At 48.3% G+C, this 20,230-nt stretch carries 25 protein-coding genes; 20 read left to right on the top strand and 5 right to left on the bottom strand.

Annotated elements, in window-relative coordinates:
- Positions 1 to 54 precede the first annotated feature (54 nt).
- The gene (locus PUT07_RS14425; protein ID WP_274468829.1) at positions 55 to 618 is read left to right on the top strand and encodes a glutathione peroxidase; all 564 of its coding nucleotides are present in this window, start codon (positions 55 to 57) and stop codon (positions 616 to 618) included.
- A 56-nt stretch (positions 619 to 674) separates the two neighbouring features.
- On the opposite strand, the gene PUT07_RS14430 is transcribed toward PUT07_RS14425, so the two are convergent.
- Positions 675 to 1,469 (bottom strand): alpha/beta fold hydrolase, encoded by a 795-nt coding sequence (locus tag PUT07_RS14430; RefSeq protein WP_274468830.1) that lies wholly within the window; start codon positions 1,467 to 1,469, stop codon positions 675 to 677.
- Between the two features lie 230 nt (positions 1,470 to 1,699).
- Between PUT07_RS14430 and PUT07_RS14435 the strand changes: the two genes are divergently transcribed.
- The 7 genes from PUT07_RS14435 to PUT07_RS14465 all read left to right on the top strand — a co-directional run bounded on the left by PUT07_RS14435 (position 1,700) and on the right by PUT07_RS14465 (position 6,139).
- Complete coding sequence (locus PUT07_RS14435) at positions 1,700 to 2,956, top strand: S1C family serine protease (RefSeq protein WP_274468832.1); 1,257 nt, start codon at positions 1,700 to 1,702, stop codon at positions 2,954 to 2,956.
- 143 nt (positions 2,957 to 3,099) lie between these two features.
- Positions 3,100 to 3,678, top strand: coding sequence for a TetR/AcrR family transcriptional regulator (locus PUT07_RS14440; RefSeq protein ID WP_274468833.1), 579 nt, complete (start codon positions 3,100 to 3,102; stop codon positions 3,676 to 3,678).
- A gap of 22 nt (positions 3,679 to 3,700) precedes the next feature.
- Positions 3,701 to 4,042 (top strand): DMT family transporter, encoded by a 342-nt coding sequence (locus PUT07_RS14445; RefSeq protein ID WP_274468835.1) that lies wholly within the window; start codon positions 3,701 to 3,703, stop codon positions 4,040 to 4,042.
- Complete coding sequence (locus PUT07_RS14450; RefSeq protein ID WP_274468836.1) at positions 4,042 to 4,356, top strand: DMT family transporter; 315 nt, start codon at positions 4,042 to 4,044, stop codon at positions 4,354 to 4,356. Before PUT07_RS14445 ends, PUT07_RS14450 begins: the two co-directional genes overlap by 1 nt.
- Before the next feature lie 29 nt (positions 4,357 to 4,385).
- Positions 4,386 to 5,096 carry a polysaccharide deacetylase family protein gene (locus PUT07_RS14455; protein ID WP_274469325.1) on the top strand — a complete coding sequence of 237 codons (711 nt, stop codon included), beginning with the start codon at positions 4,386 to 4,388 and terminating at the stop codon, positions 5,094 to 5,096.
- 79 nt (positions 5,097 to 5,175) lie between these two features.
- Positions 5,176 to 5,664 (top strand): hypothetical protein, encoded by a 489-nt coding sequence (locus PUT07_RS14460; protein WP_274468837.1) that lies wholly within the window; start codon positions 5,176 to 5,178, stop codon positions 5,662 to 5,664.
- A 34-nt stretch (positions 5,665 to 5,698) separates the two neighbouring features.
- Positions 5,699 to 6,139 carry a GNAT family N-acetyltransferase gene (locus PUT07_RS14465; RefSeq protein ID WP_274468838.1) on the top strand — a complete coding sequence of 147 codons (441 nt, stop codon included), beginning with the start codon at positions 5,699 to 5,701 and terminating at the stop codon, positions 6,137 to 6,139.
- Between the two features lie 44 nt (positions 6,140 to 6,183).
- Here the strand turns inward: PUT07_RS14465 and gdhA are convergent, their stop codons facing one another.
- Positions 6,184 to 7,554 (bottom strand): NADP-specific glutamate dehydrogenase, encoded by a 1,371-nt coding sequence (gene gdhA, locus PUT07_RS14470; protein ID WP_274468839.1) that lies wholly within the window; start codon positions 7,552 to 7,554, stop codon positions 6,184 to 6,186.
- 239 nt (positions 7,555 to 7,793) lie between these two features.
- On the opposite strand from gdhA, the gene PUT07_RS14475 reads away from it, so the two are divergent.
- Positions 7,794 to 8,468, top strand: coding sequence for a hypothetical protein (locus PUT07_RS14475; RefSeq protein ID WP_274468840.1), 675 nt, complete (start codon positions 7,794 to 7,796; stop codon positions 8,466 to 8,468).
- A gap of 19 nt (positions 8,469 to 8,487) precedes the next feature.
- Here PUT07_RS14475 and PUT07_RS14480 read toward each other — a convergent pair whose 3' ends face one another.
- The 3 genes from PUT07_RS14480 to PUT07_RS14490 all read right to left on the bottom strand — a co-directional run bounded on the left by PUT07_RS14480 (position 8,488) and on the right by PUT07_RS14490 (position 9,210).
- Positions 8,488 to 8,706, bottom strand: coding sequence for a hypothetical protein (locus PUT07_RS14480; protein WP_274468841.1), 219 nt, complete (start codon positions 8,704 to 8,706; stop codon positions 8,488 to 8,490).
- Between the two features lie 82 nt (positions 8,707 to 8,788).
- A complete protein-coding gene (locus PUT07_RS14485) occupies positions 8,789 to 8,962 on the bottom strand; it encodes a hypothetical protein (protein WP_274468842.1) in 174 nt (57 codons plus the stop codon).
- 50 nt (positions 8,963 to 9,012) lie between these two features.
- A complete protein-coding gene (locus PUT07_RS14490; RefSeq protein WP_274468843.1) occupies positions 9,013 to 9,210 on the bottom strand; it encodes a hypothetical protein in 198 nt (65 codons plus the stop codon).
- Between the two features lie 161 nt (positions 9,211 to 9,371).
- Here PUT07_RS14490 and PUT07_RS14495 point away from each other — a divergent pair, with 161 nt between their 5' ends.
- From PUT07_RS14495 to PUT07_RS14545, 11 genes are all read left to right on the top strand, one after another.
- Positions 9,372 to 9,884 carry an acyl-CoA thioesterase gene (locus tag PUT07_RS14495; protein WP_274468844.1) on the top strand — a complete coding sequence of 171 codons (513 nt, stop codon included), beginning with the start codon at positions 9,372 to 9,374 and terminating at the stop codon, positions 9,882 to 9,884.
- Positions 9,885 to 9,998: 114 nt separating this feature from the next.
- On the top strand, positions 9,999 to 10,997 hold the full coding sequence (locus PUT07_RS14500; protein ID WP_274468845.1) for a phosphotransferase: 999 nt from the start codon (positions 9,999 to 10,001) through the stop codon (positions 10,995 to 10,997).
- Positions 10,998 to 11,014: 17 nt separating this feature from the next.
- The gene (locus tag PUT07_RS14505) at positions 11,015 to 11,683 is read left to right on the top strand and encodes an HAD family hydrolase (protein ID WP_274468846.1); all 669 of its coding nucleotides are present in this window, start codon (positions 11,015 to 11,017) and stop codon (positions 11,681 to 11,683) included.
- Positions 11,684 to 11,858: 175 nt separating this feature from the next.
- Complete coding sequence (locus PUT07_RS14510) at positions 11,859 to 12,029, top strand: hypothetical protein (protein WP_274468847.1); 171 nt, start codon at positions 11,859 to 11,861, stop codon at positions 12,027 to 12,029.
- Positions 12,030 to 12,304: 275 nt separating this feature from the next.
- Positions 12,305 to 12,478, top strand: a complete 174-nt coding sequence (locus PUT07_RS14515; RefSeq protein WP_274468848.1) for a hypothetical protein — start codon at positions 12,305 to 12,307, stop codon at positions 12,476 to 12,478.
- A gap of 31 nt (positions 12,479 to 12,509) precedes the next feature.
- Entirely contained in the window at positions 12,510 to 14,321 is a 1,812-nt protein-coding gene (locus tag PUT07_RS14520; RefSeq protein ID WP_274468849.1) for a stalk domain-containing protein, read from the top strand.
- Between the two features lie 340 nt (positions 14,322 to 14,661).
- On the top strand, positions 14,662 to 15,423 hold the full coding sequence (locus PUT07_RS14525) for a GTP cyclohydrolase II (protein WP_274468850.1): 762 nt from the start codon (positions 14,662 to 14,664) through the stop codon (positions 15,421 to 15,423).
- A gap of 117 nt (positions 15,424 to 15,540) precedes the next feature.
- A complete protein-coding gene (locus PUT07_RS14530) occupies positions 15,541 to 16,323 on the top strand; it encodes an arylamine N-acetyltransferase family protein (protein WP_274468851.1) in 783 nt (260 codons plus the stop codon).
- A gap of 8 nt (positions 16,324 to 16,331) precedes the next feature.
- The gene (locus PUT07_RS14535) at positions 16,332 to 17,345 is read left to right on the top strand and encodes an alpha/beta hydrolase family protein (RefSeq protein ID WP_274468852.1); all 1,014 of its coding nucleotides are present in this window, start codon (positions 16,332 to 16,334) and stop codon (positions 17,343 to 17,345) included.
- A 236-nt stretch (positions 17,346 to 17,581) separates the two neighbouring features.
- Complete coding sequence (locus PUT07_RS14540) at positions 17,582 to 18,355, top strand: class I SAM-dependent methyltransferase (RefSeq protein ID WP_379239661.1); 774 nt, start codon at positions 17,582 to 17,584, stop codon at positions 18,353 to 18,355.
- A 353-nt stretch (positions 18,356 to 18,708) separates the two neighbouring features.
- Positions 18,709 to 20,226: a malate:quinone oxidoreductase gene (locus PUT07_RS14545; protein ID WP_274468853.1), complete on the top strand. Its 1,518-nt coding sequence runs from the start codon at positions 18,709 to 18,711 to the stop codon at positions 20,224 to 20,226.
- The last annotated feature ends 4 nt before the right edge of the window (positions 20,227 to 20,230 follow it).

Below are 20,230 nucleotides of genomic sequence, written 5' to 3' on the forward strand. Positions count from 1 at the left end.
GCTACACTCAAGGGATGATAGCTAAAGAATGTGTTTGATGAAGGGACAACCAGCATGAGTATTTATCAATTTACCGCACAGAAACCGAATGGAGAGCAGCTTTCATTAGAGAATTATGCCGGCAAATATTTATTAATTGTCAACACGGCGAGCAAATGCCAATTCACGTCCCAGTTCGATGAATTGCAAAAGATGTATGACCGGTATCAGACAGACGGCTTCGAAATTATTGGCTTTCCCTGCAACCAGTTCGCTGAACAAGAGCCGGGTACGAGTGAGGAAGCGGAATCGTTTTGCCGCATCAATTATGGCGTGAAGTTTCAAATGTTCGCCAAAGTAAATGTGAATGGGGAGGATGCGGCCCCGCTCTTTCAATATTTGAAACAGACGGCTCCTTTCCAGGGATTCGATCCCGAGAATATACAAGCCAAGCTGTTGAAATTAGTGATCACAGAGAAGCATCCGGAATGGCTGTTCGGAGATTCGGTCAAATGGAATTTCACGAAATTTCTCATTGACCGCAACGGACAAGTATTGAAGCGCTACGAACCGACGTATGACATGGAAAGAATGAATTGGGACATCAAGTTTTTGACCAAGTTCGGCAAGCTGCAATAGCACTCATTTACCTTCATGAATGTTAGTTCATGGAGGTTTTTTTATGGTTTGTTTCACTATGATTCATTCGAAGAAAGGAACTGGCTAACGACTTGATTGAATTTGTCTCGTTCTTCATAGAATGCGCCATGTCCGCTGTATGAGAACGGGACAAGCTGTGAGTTGCTTATTTTCTGATGCATTTCCTGCGCTTGAGCGAACGGAATGACTTTGTCATGAATGCCGTGTACGATCAAGGTAGGAACAGCGATCCGATACAGATCTGCGTCCAGGTTCGCATCCCTCAGCATCGAAATGACCGCCGAATTCGACCAGCCTGCCGCTTGCAGTCCCATCTCCATAAACCAATCCGAGAAGGGCTTCGTGATATATTGGAAGAAAAACATGTCCGTCACGTCCTGCATCATCTTGGGACGGTCGTTTAACGCTAGTTTCTGCATCTGGGCGGCGGTCTCTTGCGTAAAGCCTCTTGGCGCCGCCGCGTCAATCAGCACGAGATTCGCGACCTCGTGGCCATGGTAACGCGACATATACTTAATGGCGATCGCGCCTCCGGTGGAGTGCCCTGCGAGCGTGAATTGCTTGAGCTGAAGCGTCTCGACAACGATACGGATATCGTCAGCTAGCCGTTCGAATGTATATCCGGCATAAGGTTTATCGGAGTTGCCGAAGCCCCTCCAGTCGATGCCGATGCAGCGGTAACCCATTGCGGGTAGAACATTGAATTGATATTCGAACTGCTTATGGCTTAACGGCCAACCGTGCAAAAAAACGATGGTCTTGTGTCCGCCAGGGTTGATATCTTCCACATATAGGTTTACGCCAGGCTCCACACAGATAAAGTACCCCACGATTATTCCTCCATTCAAAATAGGCTTTCAATAACATACTCATCCGTACTGATAAGGGTGAATGCCTATTGAAATCAAAATAACCGAGGCGTAAGGGGTATCTTATTTTCAGCATATTTTCAGTTAACTTTCATACGACTATCAGCCTAACTTAAGAATGGCTTCAGGTTAGCCTCTTATACTACTAACTATCAACACTAACCCAATGGCTCCTGAAAGGCGGTAATCCTATGAATGAGAATCATGATAACCACATGAACGTAACGGATATACAAGTGAAGAACGTAAAATCGGGAAGTAAAATAAAGCCTATGTTCGCAGCATTCATGGCCGGCGCGGTCGTCGTAGGCGGGCTGATGTTCACGTCCGACAAGATGAATTTGTTCGGCTATGGCGCCGCGCCTGCTCAGTCAAGCGCTGCAGCGGCGGTGACCGCTTCGGCCAATTCGGCGGCTGCCGTACAGACCGCATCGTTAAGTACGACGGGGAATAACAGCATTTCGTCCATTGTCAAAGCGGCAAGCCCGGCGATTGTCAAAATCGAGACGAAAGTAAAACAAACGAGCATGGGGCCGAATAGAAGAAACGCGTACCCGCAAGGCGCCGAGAGCGGAGATACGATTGAGAACGGCATCGGCTCCGGATTTATTTATGATGCCAGCGGCTACATTTTGACGAATCAGCATGTGATTGAAGGTGCAGATGAAATCGACGTTTACGTACAAGGTTATGACACCCCGTTCACGGCACAGCTTCTCGGAAGCAGCTACGATCTGGACTTGGCTGTGCTGAAAATTCAGGGAACGGCATCATTCCCTTCGTTGAAGCTGGGCAGCTCGGATCAGACAGAGGTGGGAGACTGGCTCGTTGCGATCGGGAATCCATACGATTTCGATTATTCCGTAACGACCGGCGTCTTAAGCGCCAAAGAACGTGAGATCAGCATCGACGACGAGCAGGGAACCCGCAATTACAAGCATTTGCTGCAGACCGACACTGCAATTAATCCGGGGAACTCCGGCGGTCCTCTATTGAATTTGAATGGCGAAGTCATCGGAATCAATACGGCTGTCAACTCGGAAGCTCAAGGGATGGGCTTTGCCATACCGGCAAGTACGATTAGCTCTGTCGTGGACAAATTAAAAAATAATGAGTCGATTCCGAAAGAAGCTGAACCCTATATTGGCGTAGCCCTGCAAAATATTACGAATGACATGCTGGAAGATTTGAAAATCAACAGCACCCAAGGCGCCGTTGTTGCCGATGTGCAGCAGGGTACGCCGGCTTTCCGAGCAGGCATCCGCCAGTTTGACGTTATTACGAGCGTGAACGGCAAGGCCATTGCCAATACGGAAGAGCTCACCAAAGCCGTACAAGGCGCAGCTGTTGGCGATAAGCTGAAAGTAACGATCTCCCGTGACGGGCAGACCAAAGATGTCACCGTTACGGTTGGTAATAGAAACGCTGAGCCCAGCTACCAAGGTTAAAATCTGATTGCTAGAAGATTGCCCGCTAACTTGCCTCAGGCTTGTTAGGCTGGCAATCTTTTTTTGTTCAGCTTAGGTTGCCACTAACAAGGGAACATGATACAATCATCCTGACGAACGTTCGGAAGGGAAGGGATCGACTTATGACAGCCGCTCGCATCAAAGAAGTATCGCTCAAACATTTTGCCAAGAACGGATATGAAGGTGCTTCCCTAGCGGACATTGCCGCGGATGTGGGAATCAAGAAACAATCCATCTACACCCATTTCAAAGGGAAAGATGAGCTTTACCTCGATCTGTTCAATGATGTGCTGACGAAAGAACTGAAATTCGTCGTCGAGTATCTTGAACGATATCAGCATTTGCCCATCGACAAGCTGCTGTTCGGGCTGCTTATCCAATATAAGGATGGCTACGAGCAGGACGATAACACCAAATTTTTCTTGCGGGTTGCCTTTTTCCCGCCGTCGCATCTCTATAGTGAAATTGTCGAACAAGGCTACAAGTATTTAGATCAGATAGAAGCCATGCTTATCCCCCTATTCGCCAAAGCTCATGCGGCAGGCAGCATACATGCCGAGGTCAGCAGCGAGATGGCGGCAGTCGCCTTTCTGGCTGTGCTTGACGGCTTGTTCGTCGAGTTACTATTCGGGGGAGAGGACCGCGCGATTCGAAGAATCAAATCATCATGGCTCGTCTATTGGCGCGGTATTAAATCGTAATTCAGCAGGAGGGATTTAACAGATGAACCGTTATTGGAGTTATATTTTTATCGGCGCCATTTTTGAAGTGATGTGGGTATCAGGATTGAAGCATTCCGAGACGACGATGATGTGGATAGGTACGATTATCGCCATGTACATCTCGTTCCATCTGGTGATCAGCGCATCTACGAAACTGCCGGTCGGCACCGTCTACGCCGTATTCACCGGGCTCGGCACGGCGGGCACAGTGGTAGTAGAGATGCTCGTGTTCGGAGAGCCGTTCCGGATTCTTAAAGTATTCCTCATCTTGCTGCTATTATCCGGCGTGTTTGGGCTCAAGTTCGTCACAACAGAGAAGAGCAAGAAAGGAGCTGCCGTCTAATGGGTTGGATATATCTCTTGTTTGCCGGGCTGTTCGAAGTCGTCGGCGTCGTCGGCATGAATCAGATCAATAAAGCTAGAACCATCCGCTCATTCAGTATTTTCATCGTCGGGATCGTCATGAGCTTCACGCTGCTGAGCTTTGCGATGAAAAGCTTGCCGATGGGCACTTCTTACGCCGTATGGACAGGAATCGGCACGGTCGGCGGCGCAGTCGTCGGGATGCTCTTCTATGGTGAATCCAGCGATTGGAAGCGGATCGTGTTCATCGCGATGGTATTAAGCGCCGCGGTCGGATTGAAATTAATCTCATAAGCTTAAAGAAGAAAAGCGGTGAATGTCATATTCGTAGGAAACTAATTATTGCAGGAGCAGTCCTTCTTCTCGTCATTCTGCTATTATACGGGTTTATGCGTTTTATCAATTTAAGAAGCTTCCAATTGTTCGGAGGGATTACCGATCATGTGGAGACGAGCGAGAAGGTTGTCGCCATCACCTTCGATGATGGACCGACGAAGCAGGTAGACCCCATTCTGGACATCTTAAGCAAGTTTGATGCGAGAGCGACATTCTTCATCATCGGCCATGAGTTGAAAGATAACATGGAAGAAGCGCGTAAGATCGTGAATGCCGGCCATCAAATGGGCAATCACTCGTATTCGCACGAACGATTCATCTTCCAAAGCCGTTCCTATGTGCAGCGTGAAATTGAGGAAACGAATAAGCTGATCCGGGAAGCGGGTTACGCAGATGAAATCGATTTCCGTCCGCCATACGGGAAGAAGCTGTTCAGTTTGCCTCTATATTTGCATGAACATGACATCCAAACGATTATGTGGAGTCTTGAACCTGACACGTCTTATACCGGTGCCGCAGACAAGATCAAGGCGGTGGAAGAGGGCATAAGGCCAGGAGCCATTATTTTGCTTCATCCTATGTACGATACGTCGGGACAGGAATTATTAGCACTGGAAGGCATTCTGGAGATGCTGAGCCGACAAGGTTACAGATTCGTAACGGTTAACGAACTGCAGGAATACGCTAATCACCATTGAATAATTCACAGAATCGTCACTTATGCGGAGCATTCTCCAATCGCTATAATAGCAAAGACAAAAGAAAGGATGATGGGGAATGCCGGCAACGAAGAAAGAAAATGTGTATTTCGGATTAATGATGTGCAGCGGGATGGTTATCTTCATGACAACCTATAACCTGTTCACGAATGGCCTAATCGGCCGCATCTCGATGGGGAGCGTGCTGCTGCAATTGCTCTTGGGTTTTATTGTCGCATTTCTGTTGGAATCGTTCATTGTGGGTCCGGTTGCCAAGAAAATGGCTTTATCGTTACCTTATGACAAATCCAAGAAAGCATTGGTCATTGTATCGATTGCCTTGTTCATGGTAACCGGCATGGTACTCTGCATGTCCCTATTTGGTGTGGTGATGGCGATGATCTCCAACGGACTGATGGGAGAAACATTCATAGAGAAGTATGTGTCGACTGTTTGCCGGAACTTTATTTTCGCTCTTCCGCTTCAGCTCTTGATCGTGGGACCTGTTGTGCGGTATGTATTCGTTAAATTCGTGAAAACTACAAATATGGCGAATTCGGCAAGTTGAACTTACACTTTGCCGGATGAAGCGATGATATTTCATGACGAAAGGCGTTCGGTCCAGTATGATGAGGGAAATGACCATTCAGGATTATGAGCAAATGATATCGCTGTGGAACCAAATTGACGGGCTGGTCCTCAGCGAAGCCGATTCTAAGGCAAATATGGAGAAGTATTTACATAGAAATCAAGGGCTAAGCTATGTGTACGAAGTGGAGGGGGACATCGTCGGAACCGTTCTCTGCGGACACGATGGGAGAAGAGGTTTTATCTATCATGTTGCGGTGAGTCCCGGGTACCGGAACCGCCGGATCGGTCAACAGCTGGTTGACAGGAGCATGGAGAGACTGCAAGAAGAAGGCATTGATAAATGCCATATTTTCGTCCTGGATGACAACGAAATCGGAGGCCGGTTTTGGAGCAGATCGGGCTGGCAGAAGAGATCGGGGTTCTCCGTATTTTCGAAAGATACGTGCAAATAATAAAAAGCGTCTTTGTCCCGAAGGGGACAAAGACGCTTTTTTGATTAAACGACGCCTTGAGCGATCATGGCTTCCGCCACTTTGGTAAACCCTGCGATATTGGCGCCGACGACGAGGTTGCCCGGATGTCCGTATTCCTCGGCGGCTTGCACGGCATTCTTGTAGATGTTTTTCATAATTGCATGGAGCTTGTCGTCTACTTCATGGAAGTGCCAGGAGTATCTCATGCTGTTCTGGGACATTTCCAGCGCGGATACGGCAACTCCGCCCGCATTGGCAGCTTTGGCCGGCCCGAAAAGCACACCAGCCTGCAGGAACACATCGATCGCTTCCAAAGTCGAAGGCATATTCGCGCCTTCGCCGACGGCTTTGACACCGTTGCTTACAAGCAGCTTGGCGGATTCGGCATCAATTTCGTTCTGCGTTGCACTAGGCAGCGCGATGTCGCAAGGTACGGACCAGATCCCTTGGCAGTTCTCGTGATAGGTAGCGTGCGGATGCTCGGTTACGTACTCGCTGATTCTCTTTCTCTCGACTTCTTTCAAACGGCGAACCGTATCCAGACAGATCCCTTTGGGATCGTGAATATATCCGTTAGAATCGCTGCAAGCAACGACCGTGGCGCCCAGCTGCATCGCTTTCTGCATGGAATAAATGGCTACATTGCCGGAACCGGATACGACGACAGTGCTGCCTTCGAAGCTGAGTCCTTGGGATTGCAGCATTTCATTCACAAAGTATACGCAGCCATAACCAGTCGCTTCCGTACGGCCTAAGCTGCCGCCATAAATGATGCCTTTCCCCGTCAGTACGCCGGCTTCATGTGCGCCGCGAATTCTTTTGTACTGGCCGAACATGTACCCGATTTCGCGCGCCCCTACGCCAATATCTCCAGCGGGAACGTCAGTATCCTGGCCTATGTATTTATAAAGCTCAGTCATGAAACTTTGTGTAAACCGCATGATCTCCTGATCGGACTTCCCTTTCGGATCGAAGTCGGAACCGCCTTTACCGCCGCCGATCGGCTGTCCGGTCAAGGAGTTCTTGAACGTTTGCTCAAATCCGAGAAATTTAATAATACTCGCATTAACGGACGGATGAAAACGCAAACCGCCCTTATAAGGTCCGATCGCGCTGTTGAATTGTACGCGGAAACCGCGGTTTACATGCGTAACGCCTCGGTCGTCTACCCACGGCACGCGGAATGTGATCAATCGCTCCGGCTCGACGATACGCTCGAGAATCCCGTGCTTCATATATTTCGGATGCTTCGCAAGAACCGGGATTAGCGATTCCAAAATCTCTTTTACGGCTTGATGGAATTCTTGTTCATAAGGATTACGTTTGACTACAGTTTCATACACGGCCTGTACATATTCCCTTGCCACTGTCTCATTATCTACTTGCACAATCACATTCTCATCCACCTTTGAAATCAATTATATAAAAAAGTTTAATATAATAGTTTTACCTTATCCTTAACAATTGTTCAATGAAAATTTACATGTCATGTAAGCTTACTCTGCGAGGTTAATCAAGCCGTCATCCAGAATGAAGTTTAATGACATGCATGTGAATGTCCAAAAAGTGTTATACAGGAGACGTGAGAAGAAGTATGATACGAACTAAAAGATAGAGAGAGAGGTTATACAGGATGAAAAGAATCGGATGCTTTCATGCTCATTATTCGAACATCGAACACATCGACAAAGCGCTGCAGGCATTTGATGCGGAGCTCGTCCATTTCGTAGATCCAGGCCTTGACCGGATAAAAATGGATGCCGATTTTACACAGGAAACCGTAGAGAAGAAAGTGATGGAGACCTTGGCGTGGATAGCCAGCTGTCATGTGGACGCTATACTCATTACGTGTACATTTTTTACAGCCGTTTTCGATGCCGAGCATCACCGGTTTCCGATTCCCGTTATTAAAATTGACGAGCCCTTGTTCGAAGCCATTTGTCAAGCGAATCAGCCCGTCGTTGTTGCTTTTACAAATCCTAATACGGTTACCGGAACAATGAATCAATTATTTGCCTATGCGAGCAAGAGGGGGAAAGAGGTAGACGCGAAGCCTGTGCTATTGGAGAATACTTTTGAACTTATTATGCAGGGAAGGAAAAGCGAGTATATCCGTCTAGTAGCGGAGGGGTTGATTCAGATTACGGCGGAGAATCCAGGGAAATATCTCGCCGCGGCGCAACTCTCTATGGTTCCGGCTTCTCAGATCGCACAAAATCGAACGAACCTCGCTGTCGGGAACCATCTTGAGTCTTTGGCCGATTATCTGAAAGAGCTGTTAAATCTTGAGGTGAGAAAGGAGCATTAACTGTTCAATCGTGGTCAGCTTACGATTTAGTAAGCTCTTTCTTCCAAAACTCAATGACCGTGTGGCCAGACATTTGCATCGAAGCCCATGAATTTTTTCCCTTGAAGCCCAAGTCTTCCATGAGTTTTAATGCCTTGTCGACATCCGTATTTTCTACCCGCAGCTCCATGGTCAGGGCATGCTGGATGATGTAAGAATAATCGTTCGCTTCGTTGGTAGTTAGCTCTGCATTTGTCATTATCGTACGCCACCTTTGAAAAACGCTAAGCACATCCAAACGTGCCTAGCGTTTATTTTGTAATGCCATCTAGAAATCCAGTTCAATCATCGATGATTTCATCTAACTCGGAGCTTTTGCTGTTAGCTGCCGCATTGATTTCCACATCGGCCTTGTTTAATCCTTGTATTTTCTCCGCAGCTTCCGCTTGATTGTTCAGCTGCTCTTCGATTTGCCCGGTGCCATGAGCTCCTTGATGCCCTCTGCTTGATGTCATTGTTCGTATAAGCTCCTTTGCTTGTTACTTTGATAAATTGCACAAATGGTTTAATTTAATCGTCCTGGCTCTTTGTTCACTTCAAAATTCGTTGCATCGCTGTAGCTTTCCCCCATGGCTTGGTAGTTCGAGGGGACTTCTTCATCGGTCCGGTCTGCCTGTGCAGTGTCCGCCGGATCTTCAGCACGGTTAGACAGCGCCCAACTCATAGGCCGGCCCAGCTTTTGGTGCAATTCATTTTGATCCATGCCGTATTCCCTCCAGACAATGTGTTAAGAAACACGATTAAGGTTCGCTATAGTTTTGTACATTGCAAATGTTCTTATACGAATTACGATATGAAAGTGCGGCGGATTTTTCGAGCGATTGGGTATTCTATGTTTAGATGTGAGTCTTAGGGGGATTTGATGTGGAACAAAAATATGTAAAGGAAACGAGATGCTTCAAAACCTCAAGAGTATTTCCTTTAGATGTCAATAATCACAATACGATGTTCGGCGGTAAGCTGATGTCCCTGATTGACGATATCGCCTCCATTACAGCTTCCAAGCTGTGCCGGGTGACCGCGGTAACAGCTTCTACAGATTCCGTGGATTTCTTGAAGCCAATCCGGCCTACGGATTACGTGTCCCTGGAATCGTTCGTGACTTGGACTGGGCGAACATCGATGGAAGTGTTCGTCAAAGTCATTACGGAAGATTTGCGAAGCGGAAAAAGAGACATAGCGGCAACCTCCTTCTTAACCTTCGTAGGGATGGATGAAAATAACGTCCCGGTGCCCGTACCCCGCATTGTTCCGGAAACGGAAGAAGAACGAAAGCTCAATGAGACGGCCGGCCATCGCGCGGAAATGCGCAAGATCCGAAGGGATGAAAGCAAGAAATTCGCCGATTACTTGATTACCAGATATCCTTGGGAATAGACTTAAAACCCATGCAGATCATGCATGGGTTATTCATTGTTCCGGGCTCCCATATTCCGGGATTCGCTTCATTATGATAATGTGGAGAAGAGGACTGCGTTCGGGAGGCTGGATATGGATCTAATTGATGAGCTGCTTCATCATTACTTCGAAGAACGGGCATACGAGATCGAGCCTGTACCGTTCGGTTTGATGAACTTTACGAAAATAGTCACTGTGAAAGACAGCAAGTATGTCCTTCGCATCTACAATCGTCATCTGAAGACAATCGAGAGCATCGAGTTTGAGAGAGAAGTAACTTCGTTTCTGAGCAAACAAAACGTTACCATCGTCGTTCCGTTGTTCTTAGAAACGAAGGCCAACGAACCCTATGTTCTATTATCGGATGGCACTTTAGGCGCTTTAGTAACATACATTGAAGGCGTCGTCCCGGCCATGTCAACCACAGAGCAAGCAGCGAATTTCGGTCGGGTTGTTGGGGAGGTTTCTTCCGTCCTGCGTTATTTTCAATCAGATCTCTTGTATAAAGGCACGCCATTTACAGACATTTATCGTTTGCACCCGCTTGCCGATCATGAAGCCATTACTTCCTTTTTTGAAGACCCTCCCTTTGAAATATCTGCAACTACGCTTCATTTCTACCGAGAAATGGTTGCATTAGCGGAGAAAAGCAAGTGCGAGCTGCTAGAATTGCCCAGAGGGCTGGTCCATCATGATCTGTTGGTCTTTAACCTGCTCGCTATGGACAATCAAATTCACGGCGCATTGGATTTCGATTTTTCATCATGGGATATTAGCTTTATGGAGTTCGCCATCTCACTTAATCACATGATTCAATTAACAAACGGGGACTTGGACTTCGTGGAAGCCTTTGTCTATGGCTATTCTCAAGCCCAAACATGTACATACCAAGAAATTGACAAACTGCAGCGATTGACTCAAATCTATCATATTGCCATACTTCATGTGTACATCGGACAGCATTATTCAGGTGTTCCGGTCGAGGTGAGCTTCCGTTACATTTTTGATCAATTTCAAGTAAGGGATGCGTGGCTGAGCGATAATCGCATTGTTCTTGAACAGCTGCTTAAGAAGTATCTTATTCCATCATGAAACGGAGGGATGAGTCGATGTCGATAAAAGCGGTGCTCTTTGATTTGGATGGCACGTTATTGGACCGCGATGCTTCGCTTGTCCACTTTGCCTGCGATCAGCATGACCGGTTTCCGCAGCTTCAGTTGGTTGACAAAGACATCTATGTCCAGAAGTTTACCGAGCTAGATCAACATGGATACGTATGGAAAGATAAGGTTTACCGGCAGCTGCTCGATGAGTTTAGGGTTCAGGGGCTGGATTGGACCGATCTACTGGAAGATTATTTGAACGCTTTTCAAAGGCACTGCAGACCTTATCCTCATTTGCTGAAAATGCTTATGGATTTAACAAACAGGGGAATCAAGTTAGCGCTCGTTTCCAACGGTTATGGCCAGTTTCAATATGATAATTTCAAGGCGTTAGGGATAGGACATTTGTTTGATGAGGTCTTGATATCGGAGTGGGAGGGACTTCGAAAACCCGATCCGGCCATCTTCATCAGAGCGCTTGGCAAACTCGGCGTACAAGCAGAAAATGCCTTATTCGTGGGAGATCACCCTATCAACGATATAAAGGCCAGTCGAAACGCAGGGATGAGAGCCGTTTGGAAAAGGAATGGTGTGGCTGAGCAGGAGGTTGATGCCGATGCCGTTATCGATGATTTGGATGAGATTATGCGAATTGTTCTAGATCTAGAACGTTAAATCTGAGGGCTGCCGAAGGGCAGCTTCTTTTTTATGCCGGTCATGGCCGTAAAAAGAAACAAAAGGATACCCTTGAAATATCCATTAGGGTCATGTGAGGAACAGGCAAGATAATTTATAATTCTTATAGAGCAAGGAATCATACCATAATCAATGATAATTGGAGGAAAAAGCCATGAAGACAATCAATCGATTGAGATTAAAATGGATGTTAGGAACGGCTATGGCCGCAAGCTTATTCGTCACTCTGGGGCAGGCGGAGCCGGGAGTTGCTCTGGCCAAGGCAGAGGCGAAGCCTGAAGCGCGCTATGCGAAGGCGGAGGCAAAGCCCGAAGCTTTTGCCTGATTGAAGTTCTCCTTAGTTCCCTCGATGAACTCCTCAACATCGCTTACCTCTCAATCGTTTGAAGCGATTGGGAGGTGAACCACAACCACTGATCTCGCCGATTCCCGAAATGCTTCCCGTATCCATCTGTGTCCCCGTATCATGTTCCCGGTTCAGTTCCCGTCTGTATCCTGAAATCTTCCCTGAATAATTCCCGTCCATGTCTCATGCGTTCAGGATTGTGCCCGCTGTAAGATGAATATAGAAATCAAATTCATGTTATGGAGGTTATCACGATGAGAACAATGAACAAAGCAATGAAATGGTTGATGGGGGCTGCACTGATTGCAGCCATTGCCGTTCCAACGACGGTATGTGCGAAGCCGGAAGCAAAACCGGAAATGGCTTCCGGTGTGAAAGCCGGTGTGCTGTTGGCAGCGAAGCCCGAGGCTAAACCGGAAGCAGGGTAATCGAGATGAGTTTCAGAGGAGTGTACGCGTGATGGCAGAAAGGTATAGGCGAAAACAAAGCACAATAGCAGCTCTTATGCTGGCAGGCTGTTTGACTTTCAGCGGAGTCGTAAGTGCATTTGGTGAAACTCAACCCGCGGGCATACAGATTAAAGAATTCAGCCTGCTCGATACGGCTTCCGATGTCGTTGGTGCGGCGGATTTTACACCTGAAGGCAATAAGGACGGCCATTTCAGATTGGTAATGAACCTTGCGCAGAAAACAGTGATCGATTCCGTCGTACTGCGTTCAACGGATGCCTATGGGAAGGATAACTACCAAGGCGTGTGGCGAACGAACCGCGTGACAACCGGGTGGCTGCTCGGCATAGTACAGGACAAAGCGGTTACGCCGGCAAGCGGGACAACGCATGAGAAGAGCATCGTCAACCCCGGTTTTCGCAAGGATGTCAAAGAGCCTGTGGGCGAGTTCGAGGGCAATCTGACCTTCGATTTGTACGCCAGCGATAACGGAACGATCAAGGAAACGCAATATTATGTTTTGGAAATCGGCACGCCAGGAGGTACGGTAGTATCCAAACCGATTAAATATAAACAAGGGATGACGACAGGCGGGACTCCTTCCACACAAGAGCCCGCACCTGCAACATCGCCAACACCTGCAACAACACCTGTACCGACACCTGCAACAACCCCAGGACCGGTTCATGCGCCAACACCATCACAGACGCCGAGCCCTGTGCCGCCCCCAATGCCTGCAGAAAGTCCTGTGATCCATGTTGTATATAAGGGGCAAGAGCTTCAATTTGGCGATGCCAGACCTATCTTAAAGGATGGCTCAACCTTGGTTCCGTTCCGCAAATTATTCGAAACGCTAGGTTTCGAAGTGAAATGGGTAGATCATGGCGATTCCCAACAGGCGATCGGAACGAAGGACGGTCTTACGATCGAACTAACGATTAACAGTAAGACCGCCGTAGTGAACGATAAGAACGTGAGCTTGGACGTTCCTGCTCAAGTCGTTAATGGCAGTACGTTAGTTCCTCTTCGTTTTGTCGCAGAAAACAGCGGATATCAGGTATCCTACGCCAGAGACGGGGAGAACGCGACGGTACGAATCGAAGAAGCGGCTCCGCAAGAAGAGCCTGAACGTACGCCAGCTCCTGCACCCGAACCTGTCCAAGAGGAGGTTGAAGCTTATGTCGTGAAAGGATATGTACGGGATGCCAATGGTCAGCCGATACCGGGGATAACCGTCTTCGCCGACAACACACTGCTCTATGACAGCAACGTGCTCGGGGTTACGGATGTAACAGGACACTACCGGATCGAGTTGCCCGAGATAGCGACCTCTTGGCATATGGGCGCTGACGTCACCAAATCATTCAACGGAAAAAGCTATACGTTCGATTTATCCGCTGACGTCGATCTTCCGTTAATCGGCAAATCCGGAGCCGTCCGTAACTTCACTTGGAGCAAATTTGACGGTCAGATCTACATTTATCCGTTCTTTACGTCGACTGATGACGCTTTGCCTGAGTTCGATATGAACGATCTGGAGATTACGCTGATTCCGATTGGTCCGCTGCTTGACGGCAGTGCGGGCAAAACGATTACGAAACGCGGAGGTCCTGTCGCGGGTGGAGCGGGTGTAGATCAAATTCCGATTGGGCGCTATAAAGCTGCAGCGAGATGGCTGCCTGAAGGCCACGCACCGATCCCGCTGCAGATCAACGACAATAACGGTGATGATTATGGGGATTCGGTTGAATTCGAATTTGGCCCTCCGAAAGGCGTGTCCACCACCGATTATCTTAGCGAGCTTGTCGTTAAGATTCCGTAGAGGGGAATTGGCTGAACATATACAGCTCAACTCAAAATGATACAAAAGCCTGGCTTTCTTAAGGAATCTTAAGGAGAGCCAGGCTTTTGACCGTTAATAAACAAACTTTCGTTGGCACAGGTAACTAACTACGAACTATAGACATTCGGTCGCCAACCTGGCTGGAATCAAAGGAATCTGAGCAGTTGTATGAAGTAGGTACAGCAGCCCATAGTTATGAAGCGAAAGCTGAAACCCTCTTGAGCGTTGAATGAATGTTTGCTGAAAAGTGTTTTAGGCTGCATAGGCGTGCTCGTATTGCACAACCTAAGTTTTAAATGGATTGAAAGGAGTGCCTCCCATGTCGGTTACGAAAGATTTTGATGCCAAAGTCCTCTCGCTGCTGGAACCTAAAATTCAACTCGTCCCAACGGACCGAGGAGCCATCTATCTTGTAGGTCCCATCAAGCTTCCGATCAACCTGTATGACGAAACCTACGAGTTTAAGTGGTATTGCTGGCTGAATTGCCGTGAAGTGACGGAGGATTTCGGAAGCATCCTCGCGAAGCTGTCTTCTGTTAATCTTGCAGAAATGCAGCAATCCAGCGTTTTGGTTCATGGAGATTTCGAATCTGCCGAGCACGCACTCATTCGGTTTCATTCGATATGTCATACAGGGGATATCTTCGGCAGCAAGCGATGCGACTGTGGCTATCAACTTAAGCAATCGTTGAAACACATCGCGGAGCATGGAACCGGCGCCTTGTTTTATTTGGCCAACCATGAAGGTAGAGGAATCGGGTTGTTCAGCAAAGCACTTGCTTACATATTGCAAGAAAACGGCTATGACACCGTGGATGCCAATCTGAAACTGGGATTTGTCGACGATTCCCGCAATTATGGCGATGCGATCCAAGTTCTCCGTACATTGCGGACCAAACCGGTGACACTCATTACCAATAACCCGAGAAAATTAGACGCTTTGAAGAAGGCCGGCTTGGACGTTGAGAAGAGGGTACAGTTATGGGGGGATGTCTCGGAGTTTAACGAGAAGTACCTGAAGACGAAAGTTGAACGCTCAGGCCATTTCCGTGAGAGTGATGGATGCTGCAACAATGATTGAAGTCAAGCTGCCGGCTTGGCTTTTTTTATTGTTAGATGTTCAGTGATAACCGGCAAGGAGGGGCATCTGCTATAATGAGAAGGTACATAGTAACTGTGTGAAGGGCGGTGTCTATATTTGACAACTACCAACAGCCAAATTCAAAACTATCTGGATCGCATCGGGTTTACAGGCTCCCTCGATGGCAGCGCCAAGACGCTGGCCGAGCTGCAAGAACGACATTTGCATTCGGTTCCTTATGAGAATTTGGACATTGTGGAACGCAAAGCTCTATCCTTGGATCCGCAGGATCTGTATCACAAGATCGTAACCCGCCGGCGCGGCGGCTACTGCTTCGAGCTCAATGCCTTATTCGGCTGGCTGCTTCGAGAGGCAGGGTACCCTGTAACGGATTGGGTAGCCCGATTCTGGCGAGACGAGTCGCTGTTGCCGCCCAAAAGGCGTCATCACGTCCTGAAGGTCGAAGCCGAAGGCATTAACTACTTGTGTGATGTCGGCGTAGGCGGAATCGTCCCGCGCAGACCTCTGGCGCTCATTGAAGATGTTGCGCAGCAGCAAGGCGAGGAATGTTATCGTCTCACCAGGGATGCCGCTTATGGTTGGGAGCTTGGCGAGCTGAAGAACGGGGAATGGAACCGTCTCTATACGTTCACGGAGGAACCTCAGCTGCCCCATGATTACCTGTTCGCGAGTTACTGGTGCGAACATGCGCCCGATTCCATTTTCAACAAATATCCGATTATCGCGATTCGCACTTCAGAAGGCCGGAATACCGTTTCGAACCAGGAGTTCCGCATTTTCACTTCCAGTGGTGTGAACGCTTTCACGCCGCAAACGGAGGAAGCGTACAAAGAAGCATTGAGGACTCATTTTGGCATATCATTATCCGAATTGAGGTGAGACCCGGTATGTGGAATCCAGATACATATTTTCAGCGTTTGTTGCAGAGCACCTTGCCATCAGAAGCCTTTCAAGCTCAATCACAGGAAGAATGGAAGCAGTGGCGTGAAAGACTTAGATCCCGGTTCGTCGAATTGCTCGGCGGATTTCCTGAGGAAACGGCGGAGCTGCAACCGGTGCAGCTGGAAACGGCGGACTGCGGCACATATATTCGGCAAAGAATTCAAATTCAAACGTATCCTGGCCTTATCATGCCTGTCTATGTCTTAATCCCTAAGAATTGTAAGGAACGAGCAGGAGCCATCGTTGCTTGCCATGGTCACGGCTATGGGAGCAAGGATATTGTAGGGCTTACCGCGGAGGGAAAGGAGAAAGAAGGGGAGCCCGGTTACCAGAGGAATTTTGCCCTTGAATTGGTGAACAGGGGATTCATTGTTGCAGCACCGGAATTGCTTGGGTTTGGCGATCGCAAATTGCAGGAGGAAGCTCAGCAGTCGAACTCCTGTCATCGTCTGTCGACCTTATTGCTAGCCGTTGGTCAGACGATGGCCGGTTATCGCGTGTATGAGACACTTCGGTGCGTCGACTATTTACTAACCCGCAACGATGTTGATTCCAACCGGGTCGGGTGTATGGGCATTTCCGGCGGCGGACTCGTCTCAGCATTCGCCAGCGCCATCGACGATCGAATTTCGGCTGCCGTCGTTAGCGGATATGCCAATACGTTTCAAGCGAGTATTTTATCCATCCATCATTGTGTTGACAATTATATTCCAGGCCTTTCAGCACTTGCGGAAATGCCGGATCTGCTTGGATTGATCGCTCCGAAGCCGCTCTTGCTTGAAGCTGGGGACAAGGATCCGATTTTTCCGGTTCATGCGGCGCTGGAAGCCTATGAGAAGGTACAGTCCGTCTATGAACTCCTTGGAGTCAAAGAGAAGGTGGAGCTGGACTTGTTCGATGGTCCGCACGAAATATCGGGCAGGGTGGCCTATGATTGGTTTCTAAAAGTTTGGTCATAGATTACGCACGAAAGAATCCTGGCGATCATTCGTCAGGATTTCTTCGTGCTGCCTATGCGATACTATGGACCAACGGATGACCCGGAGCCGCAAGCTTCCTTCATTTTCGAAGGTCCTATGCCGATTGCTTGGATTGTTTCTTGACAGCAACCTGTTATTATCGCTATTATGGATGCATAAAGTCTATAATGACGTCTGTTTTCACATACTTCGTAACAAAGGGAGAGGTTATTCGGATGAATGACGAACCGATGATGTACCCATGGACCTCCGAAGCGTATAGCGACAAATTAGGTATCAGGATTGTAAGTCTGCTGAATCCCCAGCCTGGCGAACGAATTCTCGACCTTGGCAGCGGGAGAGGAGATTTAACGGCCGAGATTGCTGCTGCAGGTGCGATACCAACCGGCATCGATTTCTCGGCGGAGATGGTGAATCGGGCCCGATCGAAATACCCCGAACTGACCTTCCAGACCGCCGACGCCAGCACTTACAGGACGGAATCAAGCTATGACGCGGTATTCTCCAATGCGACTTTGCATTGGATCCAAGACGCCCACTCTGTTGCGCAATCCGTCTGGCTATCGCTGCGGGATGGCGGCCGCTTCGTCGCCGAATTCGCCGGCAGCGGCAATGTTGCCTTGCTGACCGCCGCGATGCAGTCGGCGTTAGAATCGCGCGGATACACCTGGGAAGGGCGGTGCCCGTGGTATTTGCCAACCATAGGCGAGTATACCAGCCTGCTGGAGCAGACCGGCTTTCGCGTTACGTTCGCTCAACATTTCGAGAGACGGACACCGCTGAAAGAAGGAATAAGCATACGCGATTGGATGAACAGCTTTGCCGGTTGGTTCTTTCCTGATGTTCCGGGCGCCGAACGAGAGTTGATATACGGCGAGATCGAGGCGGAGTTGAAGCCGTATTTGGCCAAGGAAGACCAATGGTTCATAGACACCAGCCGATTGCGTATAGCGGCCGTTAAGGAACCTTCGGCAGACCGCTATGTATAGAATGGCTTTGAATCTATAAGAATATGTAAGGAGAAGCCAGGGATCAATCCATGGCTATCCATTTTTGCTAGCATGCGAGATATTTACCAGTAGAATTCCATTTGTTAATAATAGGCAGGGACGGAGCAGCCTTACGGCACGCTCTTTTTTTTCGTGGCTACTTTGTGGCAGTTCTTGTCGAACCACTTATAACATCATATAATAGTATATAAATATTTTAATCTATAGGATTAACAGGATTATTATTGATCCAGAAAAGGTGTGTGACTGGACCGCGCTCTGACTGGTTTCTAGCGGCTAATCAGAAGCGCCCGCATCCTTTCTGCAAATCTTAGGGGATAAGGACGGTTAAAATGGGCAACAGAGAAACGAAAACAGATGTTATCTTAATTGGTGCGGGAATTATGAGTGCGACTTTAGGGACTCTACTGAAAGAATTAGTACCGGAGTGGGAAATTACTGTATTTGAGAAGCTGGATAAAGCGGGAGAAGAAAGCTCTAACGAATGGAATAATGCCGGCACGGGACATGCCGCTCTGTGCGAGCTTAATTATACGGAAGAAAAAGCTGACGGTTCCATAGATATTAGCAAAGCTATCAAAATTAATGAACAGTTCCAGCTTTCTATGCAATTCTGGTCTTATCTTGTAGAAAGCAAGCTGATCCGCAATCCGCAGGACTTCATCATGCCGCTCCCTCATATGAGTATGGTTCTCGGCGAGCAGAACGTGAAGTTCCTTAAGAAACGTTTCGAAGCGTTAGTTAACAATCCTTTGTTTCAAGGTATGGAATTTTCCGATGACCCTGAGAAGCTGAAGGAGTGGATTCCGCTTATCATTCAAGATCGGCCTGCGAATGAACCGATTGCAGCAACGAAGATTGATTCCGGTACAGATGTCAACTTCGGTGCTTTGACGCGCATTTTATTCGATCATCTAGCGAACAAGAAGGTCCAAATCAAGTACAATCATAGCGTCGACAATATCAAACGGGCGAGCGACGGTTCATGGGAACTGAAAGTACGTAACGACAGTGGCAGCGTTGAGCGCCATACGGCTAAATTCGTCTTCATCGGAGGCGGCGGAGGAAGTCTGCACCTGCTGCAGAAGTCCGGTATTCCTGAAGGCAGACACATCGGCGGATTCCCGGTAAGCGGCATTTTCATGGTATGTAACAATCCGGATGTCATTGAGCAGCACCACGCCAAAGTGTACGGCAAAGCGAAGGTCGGAGCTCCGCCAATGTCTGTTCCTCATCTGGACACCCGATATATCAATAACCAAAAATCGCTGCTGTTCGGACCGTTCGCCGGATTCTCGCCGAAGTTTCTGAAGACCGGCTCCATGTTCGATTTGGTCACTTCCGTTAAACCGGACAACCTTGTCACGATGCTGTCGGCAGGAGCCAAGAACATGGCCTTGACCAAATATTTGATCGAGCAAGTGATGTTATCAAAAGAGAAGCGTATGGACGAGCTGCGTGAGTTTATTCCAACAGCCAAAACTGAGGATTGGGATTTGGTCGTAGCCGGGCAGCGTGTACAAGTCATTAAGGATACGGAAGCAGGCGGCAAAGGTACGCTGCAATTCGGAACGGAAGTGATCAGCGCGGCTGATGGCTCGATTGCAGCTTTGTTAGGCGCTTCGCCAGGCGCATCTACAGCTGTTCACGTCATGCTTGAAGTTATCAAGAAGTGCTTCCCGCAGCACCTGAAAGCATGGGAACCGAAAATTAAGGAAATGATTCCGACATACGGCGTGTCGCTGCTGAACAATCCTGAGCTTATTCAGGAAGTGCATGCTTCAACTGCACAAGCGCTTGAGCTAAGCGAAGGGATGCCGGTACAGAAAGTTCGCCGCACGGTATCTTAGCCGT

The sequence above is a fragment of the Paenibacillus sp. MAHUQ-63 genome (assembly GCF_028765165.1).
GTDB lineage: Bacteria > Bacillota > Bacilli > Paenibacillales > NBRC-103111 > Paenibacillus_E.

Excerpts from the sequence above, each read along its gene's own strand:
- PUT07_RS14425 (WP_274468829.1), top strand. The coding sequence starts at position 55 with ATGAGTATTTATCAATTTACCGCACAGAAACCGAATGGAGAGCAGCTT.
- PUT07_RS14435 (WP_274468832.1), top strand. The coding sequence starts at position 1,700 with ATGAATGAGAATCATGATAACCACATGAACGTAACGGATATACAAGTG.
- PUT07_RS14440 (WP_274468833.1), top strand. The coding sequence starts at position 3,100 with ATGACAGCCGCTCGCATCAAAGAAGTATCGCTCAAACATTTTGCCAAG.
- PUT07_RS14445 (WP_274468835.1), top strand. The coding sequence starts at position 3,701 with ATGAACCGTTATTGGAGTTATATTTTTATCGGCGCCATTTTTGAAGTG.
- PUT07_RS14450 (WP_274468836.1), top strand. The coding sequence starts at position 4,042 with ATGGGTTGGATATATCTCTTGTTTGCCGGGCTGTTCGAAGTCGTCGGC.
- PUT07_RS14460 (WP_274468837.1), top strand. The coding sequence starts at position 5,176 with ATGCCGGCAACGAAGAAAGAAAATGTGTATTTCGGATTAATGATGTGC.
- PUT07_RS14465 (WP_274468838.1), top strand. The coding sequence starts at position 5,699 with ATGACGAAAGGCGTTCGGTCCAGTATGATGAGGGAAATGACCATTCAG.
- PUT07_RS14475 (WP_274468840.1), top strand. The coding sequence starts at position 7,794 with ATGAAAAGAATCGGATGCTTTCATGCTCATTATTCGAACATCGAACAC.
- PUT07_RS14480 (WP_274468841.1), bottom strand. The coding sequence starts at position 8,706 with ATGACAAATGCAGAGCTAACTACCAACGAAGCGAACGATTATTCTTAC.
- PUT07_RS14485 (WP_274468842.1), bottom strand. The coding sequence starts at position 8,962 with ATGACATCAAGCAGAGGGCATCAAGGAGCTCATGGCACCGGGCAAATC.
- PUT07_RS14490 (WP_274468843.1), bottom strand. The coding sequence starts at position 9,210 with ATGGATCAAAATGAATTGCACCAAAAGCTGGGCCGGCCTATGAGTTGG.
- PUT07_RS14500 (WP_274468845.1), top strand. The coding sequence starts at position 9,999 with ATGGATCTAATTGATGAGCTGCTTCATCATTACTTCGAAGAACGGGCA.
- PUT07_RS14505 (WP_274468846.1), top strand. The coding sequence starts at position 11,015 with ATGTCGATAAAAGCGGTGCTCTTTGATTTGGATGGCACGTTATTGGAC.
- PUT07_RS14510 (WP_274468847.1), top strand. The coding sequence starts at position 11,859 with ATGAAGACAATCAATCGATTGAGATTAAAATGGATGTTAGGAACGGCT.
- PUT07_RS14515 (WP_274468848.1), top strand. The coding sequence starts at position 12,305 with ATGAGAACAATGAACAAAGCAATGAAATGGTTGATGGGGGCTGCACTG.
- PUT07_RS14520 (WP_274468849.1), top strand. The coding sequence starts at position 12,510 with ATGGCAGAAAGGTATAGGCGAAAACAAAGCACAATAGCAGCTCTTATG.
- PUT07_RS14525 (WP_274468850.1), top strand. The coding sequence starts at position 14,662 with ATGTCGGTTACGAAAGATTTTGATGCCAAAGTCCTCTCGCTGCTGGAA.
- PUT07_RS14535 (WP_274468852.1), top strand. The coding sequence starts at position 16,332 with ATGTGGAATCCAGATACATATTTTCAGCGTTTGTTGCAGAGCACCTTG.
- PUT07_RS14540 (WP_379239661.1), top strand. The coding sequence starts at position 17,582 with ATGAATGACGAACCGATGATGTACCCATGGACCTCCGAAGCGTATAGC.
- PUT07_RS14545 (WP_274468853.1), top strand. The coding sequence starts at position 18,709 with ATGGGCAACAGAGAAACGAAAACAGATGTTATCTTAATTGGTGCGGGA.